Genomic DNA, 18,424 nt, shown 5'->3' on the forward strand with positions numbered 1-18,424 from the left:
TTATATACTCTTCAAATTATCTTTATAGGATCTGCCAATTGGGAGTTCCTTTTCGTCTTTTAAAATAACTGTTCTGGAATTGTAAGATGCAATGTGACTTTTTAAAACGAGGTATGATTTATGGATTCGAATAAATCCCAAATGTTGGTACATTTCTTCAAATTTACTCATGCGATGCAGTACCATATATTTTTTGAACTTACAGATGATCTTAATATATTCTCCAAATCCTTCAATCCACAGTATATCTGCCAATTTAACCTTATTGATAATATAATCTGATTTGAACATAATATAGGCTTCATCCGATTTTTTATTCTGAATAAATCTTGCATATTCTTTGGCTTTAGTAATGGCTTTTTCAAAACGCTCATAACTCACCGGTTTAATCAGATAATCAATTACATCCAATTCAAAAGCTTTCGCTGCATGCTGCTCTTCTGCTGTTATAAAAATGCACAAAGGCTTCTTTTTTAATTTCTGTAATAATTCAATCCCCGTTACTTCAGGCATATTAATATCTGAAATCAAAAGATTAACTTCATTTTTTTCCAAAAAAGGTAATACTTCTTCTGGTTTTTGAAATGTTGCTATTAAATTTAAGCCGTCCGTTTTCTCACAATACTTTTTAATTAGTTCCAATGCCAAGTATTCATCATCTACACCAATTACGTTCAACTCATTCATAGCTTAATTTTTAAAGTTGAAAAATACGTTTTATTCGATTCCTGTACAATCAACTCATAATTTTTTGCATACTCAATTGTCAAAATCTTTTTCAAGCTCACCATACCCATTCCATTATACCCATACTCATCATTGTCTTTTTCTTTCTCTGAAATTGAATTTATCGTTTGAAAAATAACTACATCTCCTTCTGTTTTAAAAATAATTTTGATGAATGCATCTTTATAATCTCCCATCGAAGAATGTTTCAATGCATTTTCAAACAACGTAAAATAAATGGAAGGTGGTATTTCAATTTGGTCCAAAATATCATCTCCTTCTATTTCAAACACAATGGAAAGCTGATTATTATATTTTAATTGATATAATCCTGCCAATGCTTTTATCATTTGGAACTCTTTACTAATCGCAATTCGTTTTTTATCCGTTTCATAAATTACATATTGTAATAATTGGCTCAATTGCATGATTGCTTCTGCTGAAGCACTGTTTTCGGAATAACTATTCGCATATATATTATTCAATGTATTCAGTAAGAAATGCGGATTCACTTTTGATTTCATCAAATTCAAATCTGTTTCCGTTTTCTTGTACTCCAAATCTTTGTACTCACTTTCGATAATAAACTTGTGCTTTGATATTCCTAAAAACGATGCGACCAGAATTATTATACTTTGTGAACCATAAATGCTAATTAAGAAAATAGCATTGTTTTGCTCTTCTCTATCAAAATCACCCGGTAATACTGGCTCAATCAACATTCGTAGTAAAGAAGAAACAATAAAAAGAATTAGAGCGTACAATATATATTCTGAATACTTATTCGTTTCATAATAAGCTGGAACCAAATGAGAATAACAGATGTAGTAGAGCACGAGATTCAATAACAAAATAAAAACAATTCTGTATAGCGCAAAAGGCATCTCAATAAAATACAATACTGAATAAATGGTCACAATGCCATACAGTACAAAAAAGATAATGTGCTGAATATTAATTAAATTATTCCATCTTTTCATCATTAATCGGTCAATTACTTTTTTTTCAAAGAGTAATCGAAAGGCAATTAACAATACCAGTATGTTTATTAATAATACCATAATTATTTTAATTTAAAATTACACATTCTCTAAAAATATCCTTTTAAAAATAGGTAATTGATTATTTTCAAATCCGCAATTTGTGTCGTTCGCTTATAATTTAGGCTGTTGATTGAATAAAAAAGACAGATGAAATCTATTCTTCTACTTTTAATTCAGTAAAAATATCACCATTAAATACATTTAAGCAATGCGCATCCGAATTATACTTCTTCTTTTACTCTTCTCCGCATTTAGTTTTCAATCCTATGCGCAACAAGATAACCTAAACAACTGGTTTCAATATACAATGTCTGCAAAATTAAGTCCCAAATGGAGTGTGACTGCTTTATCACAATATCGTTCTTACGATTTAGTTCAGGATTCCAGACTCTTTTTAGTAGCCACCTATCTAGAACGCACTTTTGAAAATGGCATTACTCCAGGTGCAGGATATATGTTTTTAGTACTGGAACCCTATAATTCAGTTTCTGAAAAAAGAATACGTTATGAAAATCGTGCTTTCCAACAACTTTCTTTAAAAAGTAATATCGGTCGTGTATCCATTTCACACCGTTATAGAGTAGAAGAACGCTTTTTAACGAATCCCGATGATTTTGTTCTACGACTACGGTATTTAATCTCACTAAGAATTCCTTTCAATGGCGAAAATAAGAAAGATTTATTCTACGGAATATTTAAAAATGAAATTCGAATGAATGTTGTCAAAGAAGAACAATTTGATAGCAACAGAATTACAGCTGGCATTGGAATCCATCTTAGTAAACGTTCTGCAATAGAAGTTTCTTTTGTTAATCAACTGAATCCAGACGACACTAGTAATTACACCTTATTCTCCTATCGAAACACTTTTGATTTCTCTAAAAAAGAACCAAAACAAAACTAATTCATTATTTCAAAGATATTTATTATGCTTACAATTCTAGGATTTGCCATGATTATAACGTTTATGTATCTCATCATGACCAAACGTTTATCCCCATTAACTGCGTTAATATTAATCCCTATTTTATTTGCTCTTTTTGGAGGTTTTGCAAACGAACTAGGTACATTAATGATTGATGGAGTGAAGAATATTGCCCCAACAGGTATTATGCTCATCTTCGGTATATTATTTTTCAGTGTCATGATTGATGTTGGACTATTTGATCCCTTAGTAGCCAAAATATTAAGTCTTGTGAAAGGTAATCCTGTAAAAATCACTGTAGGAACTGCTATACTAACCCTATTAGTTTCTTTAGATGGTGATGGCGCTACCACCTATTTGATTGTCGTATCGGCCATGCTCCCTCTTTATAAAAAACAAGGAATTAATCCGCTAGTCCTTACTGGAATTGTAATGCTTGCCGGCGGAATCATGAATATCCTTCCTTGGGGAGGACCCACAGCCCGCGCAATGAGCACTTTACATATGGATAGTTCTGAACTTTTTGTCCCAATGATTCCTATTATGATTGCCGGAGCTGGCTGGGTTGTATTTGTAGCCTATTGGTTAGGCAAGAAAGAACAAAAGAAAATAGCCACTGAAAACAGAACAATTGAATACGTTGCAGAAACAATTGTACCTACAGCAGAAGAATTAGAATTAAAAAGACCTAAACTCATCTGGTTAAATCTAGCATTAACCATAGCATTATTGGTAACCATGATGCTGAATGTAATCCCCTTAGCTATTTCTTTTATGATTGGTTTTTGTATTGCATTACTCGTCAATTATCCCAAATTAAAAGACCAACAAAAAGTACTGAATACCCATGCTGGAAATGCATTATCAGTAGCAGCAATGATATTTGCAGCAGGAATATTTACGGGAATACTATCTGGAACTGGAATGATGACTGCGATGGCAAGCTCTATGATATCAACTGTGCCTGATACTTGGGGTTGTTTCTTCCCGGTTATTACAGCTCTAACCAGTGCTCCTTTAACATTCTTCTTAAGTAATGATGCTTATTATTTCGGCATTCTACCTTTAATCACTGAAACAGGAATGCATCTTGGTGCTGCAAAATTAGAAATGGGATGTGCTTCTTTATTAGGTCAACCCGTGCATTTGCTAAGCCCTTTAGTCCCTTCAACTTATTTATTAGTCGGATTAGCTGGGGTAGATTTTTCCGATCATTTAAAATTCACTTTAAAATGGGCATTCGGATCTACAATTGTAATGCTAATTGCCGCTTTGGCTTTGGGTATAATTAATTTTTAGTCGTTACATTTGCTTACAATTATTCTTTATTTTAGAGTTCCTTTTCAAAAAAGTAGACAACAATACGAATGGAAAACAACAAATCGGATTCTACATTTTTAATACCGAAACAAAAAGAGCCTATTTCCAATAAATTTATTGGAAATCTTGCTTTATATGTCGCTATAGCGTTAGTGCTCGGTATTATTGTAGGCCACTATTTTCCTAAGAGAGGAATTCAATTGGAGTTTTTAGGTTTTGGATTCTTGTATTTAATTGAACCCTTTATTCAGCCCATTATTTTCCTGACGATTATTATTGGAATCAGTAGCGTTGGAAATTTGAGAAAAGTAGGCCGTATTGGTTTGAAAGCTATTATCTATTTTCAAATTATTACTACACTAGCCCTAATCACCGGAGCATTAGCCGCAGTATTATTACAGCCTGGAAAAATTGACCGCAATTTCCTAACGATGAATAATCAACCCGAATACAATCGGGTGGTTTCACTTAGTGGAGATTGGTATAATTTCCTAATTCTAAATCGTCCACTATTATTTCTACTCCTAGCTATTGTTGTTGGTTGTATTTTAAACTCCTCTAAACACAGAGAAAAACTAGTCCTTACCCTTGAAAAGATTAGAAATCTACTCTATAAAATTTTATTTTATATTTTTTATCTGATCCCAATTGCTGCTTTCGGCGGAATGGCTTATGCTGTTTCAAAATTCGGAATCAATAGCTTATTACCTTTAGGGAAATTACTGGCTACAACTTACATCACCATGGCATTTTTCGTGTTTGTTATTTTAGGCGGGATACTGCGTTATTACAAAATGAGTCTTTGGAAATTCCTATTATACATTAAAGAAGAACTATTGATTATTTTCGGAACCTCGTCTTCTCGAACCGCATTCCCTTTAATAGTCAAAAAACTGGAAAAACTGGGTTGTAGCAAACCCGTAGTAGGATTAGTTATTCCTCTCGGTTATTCTTTCAATCTTGTAGGTGCTTCTATTTTCCTACCAATATCCACCCTATTCATTGCCCAGCTCTACAATATTCCTCTTTCCTTTTATGACATTATTACTATTATATTGATCATCACTGTTACTTCAAAAAGTGCCTCAGGCGTACCCGGATCAGGATTCATTGCTTTAGCTACAACCCTTTCCATCCTTCATAATTTTCCAATGGAAGGATTAGCTTTTTTATTCAGCATTGATAAATTTATGAATGAAGCCCGCACTATAACGAATTTCATTGGAAATGGAGTGGCAACCATTGTAATTTCAAAATTCGAAAATGACTTTATTGCGAATGATGAAATAAATCTATCTATAAAAAGTGAAACTATTTAAAAAGTACTGCTTTATCACGATAGTCTTAAAAAAAGCATAAAAACATTTTAAAAAATATAAAAACCACGCTTTATAAATTCCTATTTTTGCCCCAAATAATAAATATTCCAAAGAAATATGTTGATTATAGGTATAGCCGGTGGAACTGGAAGTGGGAAAACAACTGTAGTTCATCAAATTATGAATGAACTGCCTGAAACAGAAGTGGGAATCATTTCTCAGGATTCATATTACAAAGAAACGCTAAACACATTAAGTTATGAAGAGCGTTCAAAAATCAATTTTGATCACCCTAGAGCGATTGATTTTGAATTACTTGTAACTCATCTTAAAGCACTTAAAGCCGGTGAGATTATTGAACAACCCGTTTATTCATTCGTTACTCACAATCGTACTGATGATACCGTAATTACACATCCTCGAAAAGTAATGATTGTAGAAGGAATTCTAATCCTTTCCAATCCTGAACTAAGAGATATGTTTGATATTAAGATTTTCGTTCATGCAGATTCTGACGAGCGATTAATCCGAAGATTAAAACGTGATATCGCCGAAAGAGGACGTGATATGGAAGAAGTATTAAGCCGTTATCAAGATACTTTAAAGCCAATGCACCAACAATTTATTGAACCAACGAAAGCCTTTGCAGATATTATCATTCCTAATGATAAGTACAACACAGTTGCTATCGATGTAGTTCGTGCCGTAATTAATCAAAGAATCTTATAAATTTTCCGTATTTTTATTCCAAAATAATCCAATGAAAAAGGCTTTTCAAAATATGAAACAGAAATATCCATGGTTCAAATACCTCAGTAATAGGTATGTCCTGGTATTACTGTTCTTCGGGGCTTGGATTCTTTTTTTAGACAATTATTCTTATCTGCAACATCGAGTTTTAGATCATGAGATTGATGAACTTGAAACGAATAAAAAATACTACCAAGACGAAATAAAAAAGGATCAGGAGAATATCAAACTTCTAAAAAATCCTGACCAAATAGAAAAATTCGCTCGCGAAAAGTACTATATGAAGCGCGATAGCGAAGACATTTACATTATCGAATTTGAGGAAGATCTTCCAAAAGAAGATTCCAAAGCAATTTAAGCAAGCAAACATGAACAATCGATTATTTGACGAGTTTGAAGCGGTTACTTCGAAACAATGGAAACAACAAATCCAATTCGATCTTAAAGGAGCTGATTACAACGAAACTTTAGTATGGAACAGTCCAGAGGATATAAAGGTCAGACCTTTCTACCATGCCGATGAAGATATTCAAGCCGTTTCTGTCAACACCAGAGCTTCCGAATTTAAAATTTGTCAAAACATCTTTGTCCATGATCTTGAGAAAGCAGCCTATCGTGCACAGGAAAGTATTAAACGTGGTGCTACAAGCATTCGTTTTACAATTCAGGATGACAAAACTGATGTAAAAAAATTAGTAGAAAATCTTCCGTTAGACACGATTACCACTTACTTCAATCTGAATTTCCTATCACTTGATTTTGTTAAAAAAATTGATCAGATTGCTATGGATCGCAATGCTGCTTTGTATTGTAACATTGACCCAATTGGACAATTAGCCAAAGATGGAAACTGGTTCCATAATCTTGAAAAAGATTTTGAAACACTCAATGCTATAGTGAGTCAGACCAAAAAAGCAAATATCATTAGTATAGACAGTGCCTTGTATCAAAATGCAGGTGCTTCTATTGCACAACAAATAGCCTATAGTTTAGCCCATGCAAACGAATATTTTAATCGCCTTGAAAACCCAACAAAACCTTTTGTTTTTCAAGTTGCTGTAGGTACAAACTATTTCTTTGAGATTGCAAAACTGAAAGCGCTTCGATTATTATACAATTTAGTAGCTACCGAATACAAGTATCCTACCGATTGTCACATTACCGCTAAGCCGACTAAAAGAAACAAAACAATTTACGATTACAACGTGAATATGTTACGTACTACTACTGAATGTATGAGTGCTGTTCTGGGTGGTGCAGATGCAATTACGAACATGCCGTATGATGCTTTATATCATAAAGACAATGAGTTTGGCGATCGAATTGCTCGAAATCAACTTTTAGTTTTAAAATACGAAAGTTATTTTGATAAAGTCAACAACCCAACCGACGGGGCGTATTACATTGAAAGTTTAACGCAACAATTAGCTGAAAAAGCCTTACTTATTTTCAAGGATATTGAAGCAACTGGCGGGTTTTTAAAACAACTGAAAGACGGAACAATTCAGCGTAAAATTCAGGAAAGTGCCGACAAAGAACAAGCACTTTTCGATCAAGGAAAAGAAATTTTATTAGGGACAAACAAATACCCCAATAAAGAAGATCGTATGAAACACGATTTGGAATTATTTCCTTTTGTAAAAATAAAACCACGAAAAACGTTAATCACACCTATTATTGAAAAACGTTTAGCAGAAAAAATAGAACAAGAACGATTGGAGACCGAAAAATAATCACAATGGCTAGAAAAAATCTTCAACATCTCAGTCTTACAGATGCAGTACAAGCTACTGAATCTACCAAAGAGCAAACCAAGTTCCTGACCGCAGAAAGAATCGAACTTAAATCAAATTACACTAAAGAGGAAATTGCTGATTTAGAACATTTGAATTTCGGAGCAGGATTTGCTCCAAATTTACGTGGTCCTTACAGCACCATGTATGTACGTCGTCCTTGGACTGTACGTCAATATGCTGGTTTTTCTACAGCAGAAGAAAGTAATGCTTTTTACAGAAGGAATCTTGCCGCAGGTCAAAAAGGACTTTCTATTGCTTTTGATTTACCCACACATCGTGGTTATGACAGTGATCATGAGCGCGTGGTAGGTGACGTAGGAAAAGCAGGAGTTGCTATTGACAGTGTTGAGGATATGAAAGTATTGTTTGACCAAATTCCTCTGGATGAAATGTCAGTTTCAATGACCATGAACGGTGCTGTTTTACCAATTATGGCTTTTTATATAGTGGCAGCAGAAGAACAAGGTGTCGAACCTAAGTTACTTTCTGGAACCATCCAAAATGATATTTTAAAGGAGTTCATGGTCCGTAATACATATATTTACCCACCTACTCCATCCATGAAAATTATCGCTGATATTTTTGAATTTACAAGCCGAAAAATGCCAAAATTCAACTCAATCAGTATTTCAGGTTACCACATGCAGGAAGCAGGTGCCACAGCCGATATCGAATTAGCTTACACGCTTGCAGATGGACTAGAATACATCCGGACTGGTCTTGCTGCCGGTATGGAAATTGACGAATTTGCACCTCGACTATCCTTCTTTTGGGCCATTGGAATGAATCATTTCATGGAAATTGCCAAAATGAGAGCGGGTCGTATGCTTTGGGCTAAATTATTAAAACAATTTAATCCTAAAGATGAAAAATCATTGGCTTTGCGTACACATTGTCAAACGAGTGGATGGAGTTTAACCGAACAAGATCCTTTTAACAATGTAGCCCGTACTTGTATTGAAGCTTCAGCAGCAGCTTTTGGTGGCACACAGTCATTACACACCAATGCTTTAGATGAAGCCATTGCCTTACCCACCGATTTCTCTGCTCGAATTGCCCGTAATACTCAAATCTTCTTACAAGAAGAAACAAAAATTACTAAAACAGTAGACCCATGGGCAGGAAGTTATTATGTAGAAAGCCTAACCAATGAAATTGCTCAAAAAGCATGGGAGCTTATTGAAGAAGTAGAAGAACTAGGCGGTATGACTAAGGCTATCGAAGCAGGAATACCAAAACTAAGAATTGAAGAAGCTGCTGCGCGCAAACAAGCTCGTATTGACAGTGGACAAGATATTATAGTAGGTGTTAATCAATACCGACTAGAAAAAGAGGATCCTTTACATATTTTGGAAGTAGACAACCAAACGGTACGTAAACAACAACTCGCACAATTAGATTCTATTAAAGCCACGCGTGATCAAGCAAAAGTAAACGAAGCTTTAGAAAAATTAACAGAATCTGCGCGCTCAGGAGAAGGAAATTTACTAGCTTTAGCTATTGATGCGGCTCGTTACAGAGCTACATTAGGTGAAATTAGTGATGCTTTAGAAACTGTTTTCGGCCGTTATAAAGCACAAATTAAATCCTTTAGCGGCGTGTATAGTAAAGAAATAAAAAACGACGAAAATTTTGAAAAAGCAAAACAGCTTGCAGATCAATTCGCCTTACTAGAAGGTCGTCGTCCTAGAATCATGATTGCCAAAATGGGACAAGATGGTCATGACCGCGGCGCAAAAGTAGTAGCAACAGGTTATGCTGATGTTGGTTTTGATGTGGACATAGGCCCGTTATTTCAAACACCTGCCGAAGCTGCAAAACAAGCCGTAGAAAATGACGTACACATCTTAGGTGTCTCTTCCCTAGCTGCTGGACACAAAACATTGGTTCCTCAAGTCATTGAAGAACTAAAAAAATATGGACGTGAGGATATTATGGTAATTGTAGGCGGTGTTATTCCTGCACAGGATTATCAATATTTATTTGATTCTGGTGCTGTTGCTGTCTTTGGACCTGGAACTAAAATCAGTGAAGCTGCCATTAAAATATTAGACATATTAATCGATAGTTTTGAATAAAAATAATATGCATGCATATTATTTTTATTATCTTTACGTAAATCAAATACCTATTTTATGAGCTATACAGATAAAATGCTTCGAGATGACGCTTTACAAGGCAAAGTAATTGTTGTTACTGGCGGAGGAAGCGGACTTGGAAAGTCCATGACAAAATATTTTCTTCAACTGGGTGCTCATGTAGCCATAACTTCCCGTGATTTGGACAAGTTAAAAACTACAGCACAAGAACTGGAAGCAGAAACAGGTGGAAAAGTATTACCTGTACAATGCGATGTTCGTCATTATGAAGAAGTAGAAAGCATGTTACAAAGTGTTTTGGCTACTTTTGGAAAAGTAGACGTACTATTGAATAATGCTGCTGGAAACTTCATTTCTCCAACAGAACGTTTATCTGCCAATGCTTTTGATACTGTAATTGATATCGTTTTGAAAGGATCAAAAAACTGTACTCTTGCCTTTGGTAAGCACTGGATTGATACAAAACAAAAACAATCTACTATATTAAATATCGTTACCACTTATGCATGGACAGGATCTGCTTACGTAGTTCCATCTGCCACTGCAAAAGCTGGCGTATTAGCCATGACACGCAGTTTAGCGGTAGAATGGGCAAAATACGGAATTCGTTCTAACGCTATTGCACCAGGACCATTCCCTACAAAAGGAGCATGGGATCGATTACTACCAGGTGACTTAAAAGAAAAATTTGATTTAGCACAAAAAGTACCTTTAAAAAGAGTTGGAGATCATCAGGAATTAGCCAATTTAGCGGCCTATTTAGTATCTGATTTTTCAGCCTATGTAAATGGTGAAGTTATCACAATTGATGGTGGTGAATGGTTAAAAGGAGCTGGTCAATTTAATTTACTAGAAGCAATTCCAGAAGAACTTTGGGATCAACTAGAAGCTATGATTAAAGCTAAAAAAAATAAATAATATCATATCTGCCTGGGTACTTACCCGCTAGCACACTAAAAGATAAACCACTAAAAATGTACCACATACATAATTAGAATATCATATTATACATAAAATATAAAAAGAGTACTTCGGTGCTCTTTTTCATTTAACAATTGTTAACAAATTAGATTTTCTAAACCCATAAATAATTGTATTTTTACAGTTCAAAATTTTTAAAATTAAATGGGTAAAATCATCGCTATTGCCAATCAAAAAGGTGGGGTTGGTAAAACAACAACTTCTGTTAACCTAGCTGCATCCTTAGGTGTGCTAGAAAAAAAAGTATTACTTATTGACGCAGACCCACAAGCCAACGCCAGTTCTGGCTTAGGTATTGATATCGAAAATATCGAAATAGGTACTTATCAAGTATTAGAACACAGCCACACTCCAGAGGAGGCTGTGATGAAATGCTCGGCACCTAATGTTGATGTAATCCCTGCCCATATTGACTTGGTGGCCATCGAAATCGAATTGGTCGACAAGGAAAATCGTGAATACATGCTAAAACAAGCATTAGAAAACATTAGAGATCAATACGATTATATTCTGATTGACTGTGCTCCTTCATTGGGTCTTTTAACTTTAAATGCATTAACCGCTGCAGACTCTGTAGTCATTCCAATCCAATGTGAATATTTTGCTTTGGAAGGTTTAGGTAAATTGTTAAATACAATTAAGAGCGTACAAAAAATACACAATCCAGCGTTAGATATTGAAGGTTTACTATTAACGATGTACGATTCAAGACTTCGTTTGTCCAATCAAGTTGTTGAAGAAGTTCAAAAACACTTCAATGATATGGTATTTGATACTGTAATCCAACGTAACGTAAAATTAAGTGAAGCACCTAGTTTTGGCGAAAGCATTATCAACTATGATGCAACAAGTAAAGGTGCTACTAATTATTTGCACCTTGCAGAAGAAATAATAAAGAAAAACAGCAAATAGATTTATGGCCAAAGCAATTAAAAAACAAGCATTAGGAAGAGGATTGTCTGCATTATTAAAAGACCCTGAAAATGATATTCAGTCGGTTAATGATAAAAATGCGGATAAAGTCGTTGGGAATATTGTTGAGCTTGAAATTGATGCTATTGAAATAAACCCGTATCAACCGAGAACTAATTTCAATGAAGAATCGCTTCAGGAATTAGCTACTTCGATTAAAGAATTAGGTGTTATTCAACCGATTACGGTTCGAAAATTAGATTTTAATAAATACCAGTTAATCTCTGGGGAACGAAGATTTAGAGCTTCTAAATTAGTTGGATTAACAACTGTTCCTGCATATATTCGTATTGCAAACGATCAAGAATCTCTTGAAATGGCTTTGGTAGAAAATATCCAAAGACAAGATTTAGATCCTATTGAAATTGCATTATCGTACCAACGTTTAATTGATGAAATTCAATTGACACAAGAGCAAATGAGTGACCGTGTTGGTAAAAAACGCTCTACTATTGCGAACTATTTACGTCTGCTAAAACTTGATCCAATCATCCAAACAGGGATTCGTGACGGTTTTATTACAATGGGACATGGCCGTGCAATTATCAATATTGAAGACCAAGATGTTCAGACTGACATCTATCAAAAAATTGTAAGCCAGAATCTTTCCGTAAGAGAAACAGAAAGTTTAGTTAAAAATTATCAGGAGAGTTTAAAGCCAAAAGCTGCAAACAAAGCAAAAACAAGTGGTTTTGCTGTTTCTGAAGAAGAAACTAAATCTTTTGTCAATTATTTTGGTTCAAAAGTTGATGTAAAAGTAGCCAACAATGGAAAAGGAAAAATTACAATCCCTTTTCATTCCGTTGAAGATTTCAATCGTATTTTAAAATTAATTAAGCATAGTGAATAAAGCTGTCTCCATTCTTATCATCTGTTTCTTTTTAGGAAACGGATCGCTTTTCGCTCAAGAAGAATTGGGAGATGTTTTAATTGCTAATGATACCATTCCAAGTGTTGTTATAGATCCACTTACACCTGCTAAGGCCTCGTTTTACTCGGCTGTCTTACCTGGTTTAGGTCAGATTTATAATAAACAATATTGGAAAGTTCCTATTGTATACATTGGAATTGGTGCAGGAATTTACTTTTATTCTACTAATAATCAGGAGTACAATCGTTACCGCGATGCTTACAAGCGTCGTCTTGCTGGTTTTAGAGATGATGAATTTGCTGCCTTGGATGATGCCCGATTAATTGATGCACAAAAATTCTATCAGCGAAATCGTAACTTATCTATCTTAGTAACAGCCGGTTTATACATTCTAAACATTGTAGACGCCAATGTAAGTGCACACTTACGCCAGTTCAATGTAGATGAACGATTAACGCTTCGACCTGAAATTTATCAAAACCCTATCGATTACAAACACAACATAGGGCTTACATTAAGTTATAATTTTTAATAAAATATATAAGTAGGTAAAAGTCATCCGCTTCTACACTACTCACTTAAAAAATAATAGTATGAAGATTGCACTTCTAGGATATGGGAAAATGGGAAAAGTGATTGAACGAATTGCTTTGGAACGTGGACATGAAATTGTTCTGCGTAAAGACAGTGACGATTCCTATGATGGTCTAGAAAAAGCTGATGTAGCAATTGATTTCAGTGTACCTGATGCCGCGATAAACAACATTACAGCTGCTATTAATGCTGGTGTTCCTATCATTTCTGGAACAACAGGATGGTTAGATCGCTATGATGAAATGGTTAAATTGGCAGTCGAAAAGAATGGTGCTTTTATTTATGGTTCAAATTTTAGTTTGGGTGTAAATATCTTTTTTCAATTGAATGAATATTTAGCCAAAATGATGGCTCAACTGGATCAGTATAAAGTGCGCATGCTTGAAGTACATCACACACAAAAGTTAGATGCACCAAGTGGTACTGCTATTTCTTTAGCCAAAGGTATTATCAATAACAGCGAATACACTGATTGGACTTTGGATACAGCGCAAGAAAATCAAATTCACATTGATGCACAACGTATAGATAATGTTCCCGGAACACATAATGTATATTATGATTCTGCTGTTGATACTATTGAAATTAACCACGTAGCACACAGTCGTGAAGGATTTGCCTTAGGTGCCGTTGTTGCAGCCGAATGGATCATTGGTAAAAAAGGAGTTTTCACCATGAAAGATGTACTCAACTTAAAATAAAACTAACCTGCCTTGGCAGTACTAATAAAATAAAGAAAATATGACAACAGCACAATGGTTTGTATTCTTTTTGATCGTTCAAGTGATCCACTTTTTAGGAACTTGGAAATTGTATGTAAAAGCAGGTCGAAAGGCATGGGAAGCAATCATTCCTATTCATAATGCAATTGTTTTAATGCGTATTATTAACCGTCCAACTTGGTGGGTTATTTTATTGTTTATTCCTATTGTAAATCTGATCATGCTACCCGTTATATGGGTAGAGACATTGAGAAGTTTTGGTAAAAACACCCGAATGGATACAATTCTAGGCGTTGTAACTTTAGGTTTTTACATCTACTACGTGAACTATACTCAGGATGTAACACACATTAAGGATCGTAGTTTAAAACCAAAAAATCCAGCTTCTGACTTAGTTAGCTCTTTATTTTTTGCAGTTGTTGTAGCTACTATTGTACATACGTACATTATGCAACCGTTTACGATTCCTACCTCTTCATTGGAAAAAACATTACTTGTAGGTGATTATCTATTTGTAAGCAAATTCCATTATGGCGCTAGAATTCCTTCTACAGCTGTGGCATTCCCAATGGTACATGATACAATTCCTGTAATCAATACAAAATCATATTTAAACAAGCCCCAATATCCTTATTTCAGATTCCCAGGTATTCAAAAAGTAAAGAAAAATGACATTGTTGTTTTCAACTGGCCAGTAGATACAGTCCGTTACTTTAGAGATACTAAAAGTGTTGGAATCAGAAAGCCTATTGACAAAAAATCAAACTATGTAAAACGTTGTGTAGGTACTCCTGGTGATTCATTGTCAATTAAAGATGGTGATGTTTACATTAACGGAACTAAATTAATCCTGTCCAATAGAGCAAAACCTCAAACGTCTTATATTGTAAAAACAGATGGTACTCCATTGAATGGAGCTTACCTTCAAAAAGAATTAAAAATTACAGATAACGTAATTAATATTTCTCAAGATAATACTACATTCTTATTCCAGTCTATGACGGAAGATGCAGCAAATCGTCTGAAAAACTTCCCTAATATACTAAGTGTAGAAAAAAATGTTTCTCGTGATCCTGAAGCAGGTATATTCCCTTATACTAACAAATGGAACGGCGATAACTTTGGCCCTATCTATATTCCAGAAGCAGGAAAAACTGTAGCTTTAAATACCGCTACTTTACCTTTCTATAAAATGATTATTCAAGAATATGAAGGAAACGATTTAAAAGTAAATGGTAATGAAATCCGCATTAACGGACAGGTTGCTACAACTTACACATTCAAACAGGATTATTACTGGATGATGGGAGATAACCGTCACAACTCAGAAGATAGTCGTTACTGGGGTTATGTTCCTGCAAATCATATTGTAGGTAAGCCCGTATTCATCTGGTTAAGTTTAGATCAGTATGAAAAAGGATTCAACAAAATCAGATGGGATAGAATGTTTACTACCGTAAGTGGTGATGGAGAACCTCAATCGTACTTCAAGCTGTTCTTAATCTTTGTTGCGGGATGGGTAGTTGTTGATTACTTCGTAAAAAAGAGAAAAAAAAATAAAGCTTAAATCAATTGACGTTGATTTCTAAATACAAAATAGCCTTGTCATAAAACAGGCCTAAAAAAGCTAAGCTCATTATTATTTTGAGCTTAGCTTTTAATTATTAAATTCAATAACGCATGAATAGTATATTACATCCTACTTATTTCCCTTCTATTAGTCATTTTGCTGTTATCGCCCAATCTGACACGATTACTTTTGAAATGGAAGACCACTTTCAGAAACAAACAAATAGAAACAGAATGTACATCTACAGCCCAAATGGGACGCAGTTATTGAACATCCCTATTAAACATTCCAGTGCAGCACATCAGAAATACAAAGAAATCCAAATAGAAGATGCTTTTAATTGGCAAAAAATCCATTTCAAATCATTGGAAGCTGCTTATAGAAGCTCACCATTTTTTGAATATTTTGAAGATGATTTAATGCCCGTTTTCGAAAAAAAACATACTTTTCTACTGGACTTGAATTTACAGATTATTGAGATTTTAAAGAATTGTCTTGGAATGAAATTCGATTACAAACAAACTACCGAGTATTTTCACCAGGCAGAGGATTTAACTGATTTTCGTTATTTAGCTAATGGGAAAAAAGATGCCTCACAATTTGAACCTTATACTCAGGTTTTCGAAGAAAAACATGGCTATATAAACAATCTGAGTATCTTAGACCTACTTTTTAACGAAGGTCGATATGCATTGGACTATTTGAAAAATCAGCCGTTAATCATCCAATAATTTAACGAATACTTTTCTTAGGAATTGTAGTATTGTAAAGCAATAATAGAAGATTAATCTTCAAAGGCTATTCGAGCCATAATTGGAAAGTGATCCGAATTTACAAAGGATGTAAAGTTTTTAAAGCTCTTTACTTTCATAGTTTTATCGGCAAATATATAATCTATTCGGGCTGGATAATATCGGTAATTATAAGACTTCCCTACTCCACTACCTGCTTCTTCAAAGCTATCTTTCAGGTTTCCTTTAATATTACGGTACACAAAAGAAAATGCGCTATTATTCATATCTCCGCATATCATTTGAGGATAATGGCAATCTTTTTTATGATTCTTAATCATTTCGGCTTGCATCTGTTGCTCCTTGAAAGCCTCACTAATACGCTTGAAAATCATCTCTGATTTCTCCTGATTAATCTCTTCATGAATATCTGGGCTAATCTTGATTGATTGCATGTGCATACTGTACACTCTAATGGTATCTTTTCCTTTTTTAATATCAGCAAAAATCACATTATTTCCAGAATTAGGAAATTCAATATCACCGTTATGAACTATCGGAAATTTAGAGAAAATAGCTTGTCCGTACTTATTCTTACCGCCTCTTAGAAAAACAAATTTATGCTTGTATTGCTTGAAGTTGGCTTTATCCAGTGGCGTGAATTCCTGAATACATAATATATCTGGATTTTCTTCTTTTACAAAAGAGGTAATCTGCTCTGGAACATCATGGTTTGGCATCCATTCATACAAATTGAATAAACGCACATTATAACTCATCAAAGTAAAATCTTTAGTCTCTACCGGAAGTTCTTCCGAAGGGAATTTATAGAACTTATTAATGAATGTTATTCCCAATAGAAGTACTATTCCTGAAAGTAACATTTGTTTCTTAATCTGAATTAGCCAATAGATAAAAAACAACAAATTAAAAATCAGCATTAACGGCATGAGTAGCGTAAATACAGATAAAATCGGGAATAATTTCGGGGCTAAAAAAGGCAATATATAAGCAATAAAAGTCAATACAGTAAGAACTATATTAAGAGAAAACATTACTTTATTGAACCATGAGAGGTTTTTCATTATTAACTTATATTACAAATAGACTGTCTTCTTACACAACCTATATACTATTATTTTCCTGCTTTGAATAAAAATTCTTTTTCTTCTTTACTCAGGCTATCATATCCTGATTGACTGATTTTATCTAAAATCTCATCAATCTGTTGTTGTGATTTATCTTTTGTTACCGTTGCTCTACTCGTTGGAGTGAAATTTGGTGATGTTTTATTTTTATGTACCTTTTTAAAAGGTGTACTTTTTCTTGGCTTAAATAATGTGACTGCCCAATCTAGTACTGCCGTAATTCCTTTTGTCAAATCGGTTCCATTTTGCAACATCTTAATATAAAAGAATCCAAAAAATGCACCGCCTAAATGCGCAATATGCCCTCCTGTATTCCCCATTGGCAATTGAATTAAATCCAAAAGGACAATAACGAAAGCAACATGCCATAATTTCACATTACCAATCAACAATAATCTTAATTGCATATAAGGCGCATACGTAGCCACACCAACTAAAATAGCCATGATAGCACCCGAAGCTCCTACAATTATATTCACATTACCCAGAACTACATAGCTTAAAACAAATATAATTCCTGCAAATATGGCTGACAGTAAGTACAATCCTAAAAATTGCTTTTGTGTAAAATAGGTTAGAAATAACCTGCTGGCAAAATGAAGCACCATCATATTAAACAGCAAATGCAAAAATCCAGCATGAAAAAAAGCATACGTCAACAGCGTCCAAGGTCGTACTAATACCACTAAAGGATCTGATGATAATGCTAACCAATTTGGCAAATTAAATATCCCTAATTGGAAGCTATAAAAAAAGATCAACGAAACAATATACAATCCAATATTCCAAAAGATGAGTCGCTGCGCGATTCCACCCATTTTATATTGCAATTTTAAATCATCAAGTATATTCATTTT

At 34.2% G+C, this 18,424-nt stretch carries 18 protein-coding genes; 14 read left to right on the plus strand and 4 right to left on the minus strand.

What is annotated here, in order from left to right; translation table 11 throughout:
* The gene (locus tag P6733_RS11525; RefSeq protein WP_306353048.1) at positions 1-687 is read right to left on the minus strand and encodes a LytR/AlgR family response regulator transcription factor; all 687 of its coding nucleotides are present in this window, start codon (positions 685-687) and stop codon (positions 1-3) included.
* Positions 684-1,787 (minus strand): sensor histidine kinase, encoded by a 1,104-nt coding sequence (locus P6733_RS11530; RefSeq protein ID WP_306353049.1) that lies wholly within the window; start codon positions 1,785-1,787, stop codon positions 684-686. Before P6733_RS11530 ends, P6733_RS11525 begins: the two co-directional genes overlap by 4 nt.
* A gap of 190 nt (positions 1,788-1,977) precedes the next feature.
* On the opposite strand from P6733_RS11530, the gene P6733_RS11535 reads away from it, so the two are divergent.
* The 14 genes from P6733_RS11535 (at position 1,978) to P6733_RS11600 (ending at position 16,419) form a co-directional block, all read left to right on the plus strand.
* Entirely contained in the window at positions 1,978-2,673 is a 696-nt protein-coding gene (locus P6733_RS11535; RefSeq protein WP_306353050.1) for a DUF2490 domain-containing protein, read from the plus strand.
* Positions 2,674-2,688: 15 nt separating this feature from the next.
* On the plus strand, positions 2,689-3,993 hold the full coding sequence (locus P6733_RS11540) for a CitMHS family transporter (protein WP_306353094.1): 1,305 nt from the start codon (positions 2,689-2,691) through the stop codon (positions 3,991-3,993).
* A 68-nt stretch (positions 3,994-4,061) separates the two neighbouring features.
* Positions 4,062-5,333: a cation:dicarboxylate symporter family transporter gene (locus P6733_RS11545; protein ID WP_306353051.1), complete on the plus strand. Its 1,272-nt coding sequence runs from the start codon at positions 4,062-4,064 to the stop codon at positions 5,331-5,333.
* A 117-nt stretch (positions 5,334-5,450) separates the two neighbouring features.
* Positions 5,451-6,062 (plus strand): uridine kinase, encoded by a 612-nt coding sequence (udk, locus tag P6733_RS11550; RefSeq protein WP_306353052.1) that lies wholly within the window; start codon positions 5,451-5,453, stop codon positions 6,060-6,062.
* A 31-nt stretch (positions 6,063-6,093) separates the two neighbouring features.
* The gene (locus P6733_RS11555) at positions 6,094-6,441 is read left to right on the plus strand and encodes an FtsB family cell division protein (RefSeq protein WP_306353053.1); all 348 of its coding nucleotides are present in this window, start codon (positions 6,094-6,096) and stop codon (positions 6,439-6,441) included.
* Positions 6,442-6,451: 10 nt separating this feature from the next.
* The gene (locus P6733_RS11560; protein WP_306353054.1) at positions 6,452-7,816 is read left to right on the plus strand and encodes a methylmalonyl-CoA mutase subunit beta; all 1,365 of its coding nucleotides are present in this window, start codon (positions 6,452-6,454) and stop codon (positions 7,814-7,816) included.
* A 5-nt stretch (positions 7,817-7,821) separates the two neighbouring features.
* The gene (gene scpA, locus P6733_RS11565; RefSeq protein ID WP_306353055.1) at positions 7,822-9,957 is read left to right on the plus strand and encodes a methylmalonyl-CoA mutase; all 2,136 of its coding nucleotides are present in this window, start codon (positions 7,822-7,824) and stop codon (positions 9,955-9,957) included.
* Positions 9,958-10,014: 57 nt separating this feature from the next.
* A complete protein-coding gene (locus tag P6733_RS11570; protein WP_306353056.1) occupies positions 10,015-10,896 on the plus strand; it encodes an SDR family oxidoreductase in 882 nt (293 codons plus the stop codon).
* A gap of 207 nt (positions 10,897-11,103) precedes the next feature.
* A complete protein-coding gene (locus P6733_RS11575) occupies positions 11,104-11,871 on the plus strand; it encodes a ParA family protein (RefSeq protein ID WP_306353057.1) in 768 nt (255 codons plus the stop codon).
* 4 nt (positions 11,872-11,875) lie between these two features.
* Positions 11,876-12,781 carry a ParB/RepB/Spo0J family partition protein gene (locus P6733_RS11580; RefSeq protein ID WP_306353058.1) on the plus strand — a complete coding sequence of 302 codons (906 nt, stop codon included), beginning with the start codon at positions 11,876-11,878 and terminating at the stop codon, positions 12,779-12,781.
* Positions 12,774-13,334: a DUF5683 domain-containing protein gene (locus P6733_RS11585; RefSeq protein WP_306353059.1), complete on the plus strand. Its 561-nt coding sequence runs from the start codon at positions 12,774-12,776 to the stop codon at positions 13,332-13,334. Before P6733_RS11580 ends, P6733_RS11585 begins: the two co-directional genes overlap by 8 nt.
* Positions 13,335-13,395: 61 nt before the next feature.
* Positions 13,396-14,097 (plus strand): 4-hydroxy-tetrahydrodipicolinate reductase, encoded by a 702-nt coding sequence (gene dapB, locus P6733_RS11590; protein WP_306353060.1) that lies wholly within the window; start codon positions 13,396-13,398, stop codon positions 14,095-14,097.
* Between the two features lie 40 nt (positions 14,098-14,137).
* Entirely contained in the window at positions 14,138-15,685 is a 1,548-nt protein-coding gene (lepB, locus tag P6733_RS11595; RefSeq protein ID WP_306353061.1) for a signal peptidase I, read from the plus strand.
* A gap of 113 nt (positions 15,686-15,798) precedes the next feature.
* Positions 15,799-16,419, plus strand: a complete 621-nt coding sequence (locus tag P6733_RS11600) for a WbqC family protein (RefSeq protein WP_306353062.1) — start codon at positions 15,799-15,801, stop codon at positions 16,417-16,419.
* A 53-nt stretch (positions 16,420-16,472) separates the two neighbouring features.
* Here the strand turns inward: P6733_RS11600 and P6733_RS11605 are convergent, their stop codons facing one another.
* Together P6733_RS11605 and P6733_RS11610 are read right to left on the minus strand one after the other, a co-directional pair.
* Entirely contained in the window at positions 16,473-17,504 is a 1,032-nt protein-coding gene (locus P6733_RS11605; RefSeq protein ID WP_306353063.1) for an endonuclease/exonuclease/phosphatase family protein, read from the minus strand.
* A gap of 50 nt (positions 17,505-17,554) precedes the next feature.
* On the minus strand, positions 17,555-18,421 hold the full coding sequence (locus P6733_RS11610; protein ID WP_306353064.1) for a rhomboid family protein: 867 nt from the start codon (positions 18,419-18,421) through the stop codon (positions 17,555-17,557).
* Positions 18,422-18,424: the final 3 nt, after the last annotated feature.

The organism is Flavobacterium aerium, assembly GCF_030766725.1.
Lineage (GTDB): Bacteria > Bacteroidota > Bacteroidia > Flavobacteriales > Flavobacteriaceae > Flavobacterium > Flavobacterium aerium.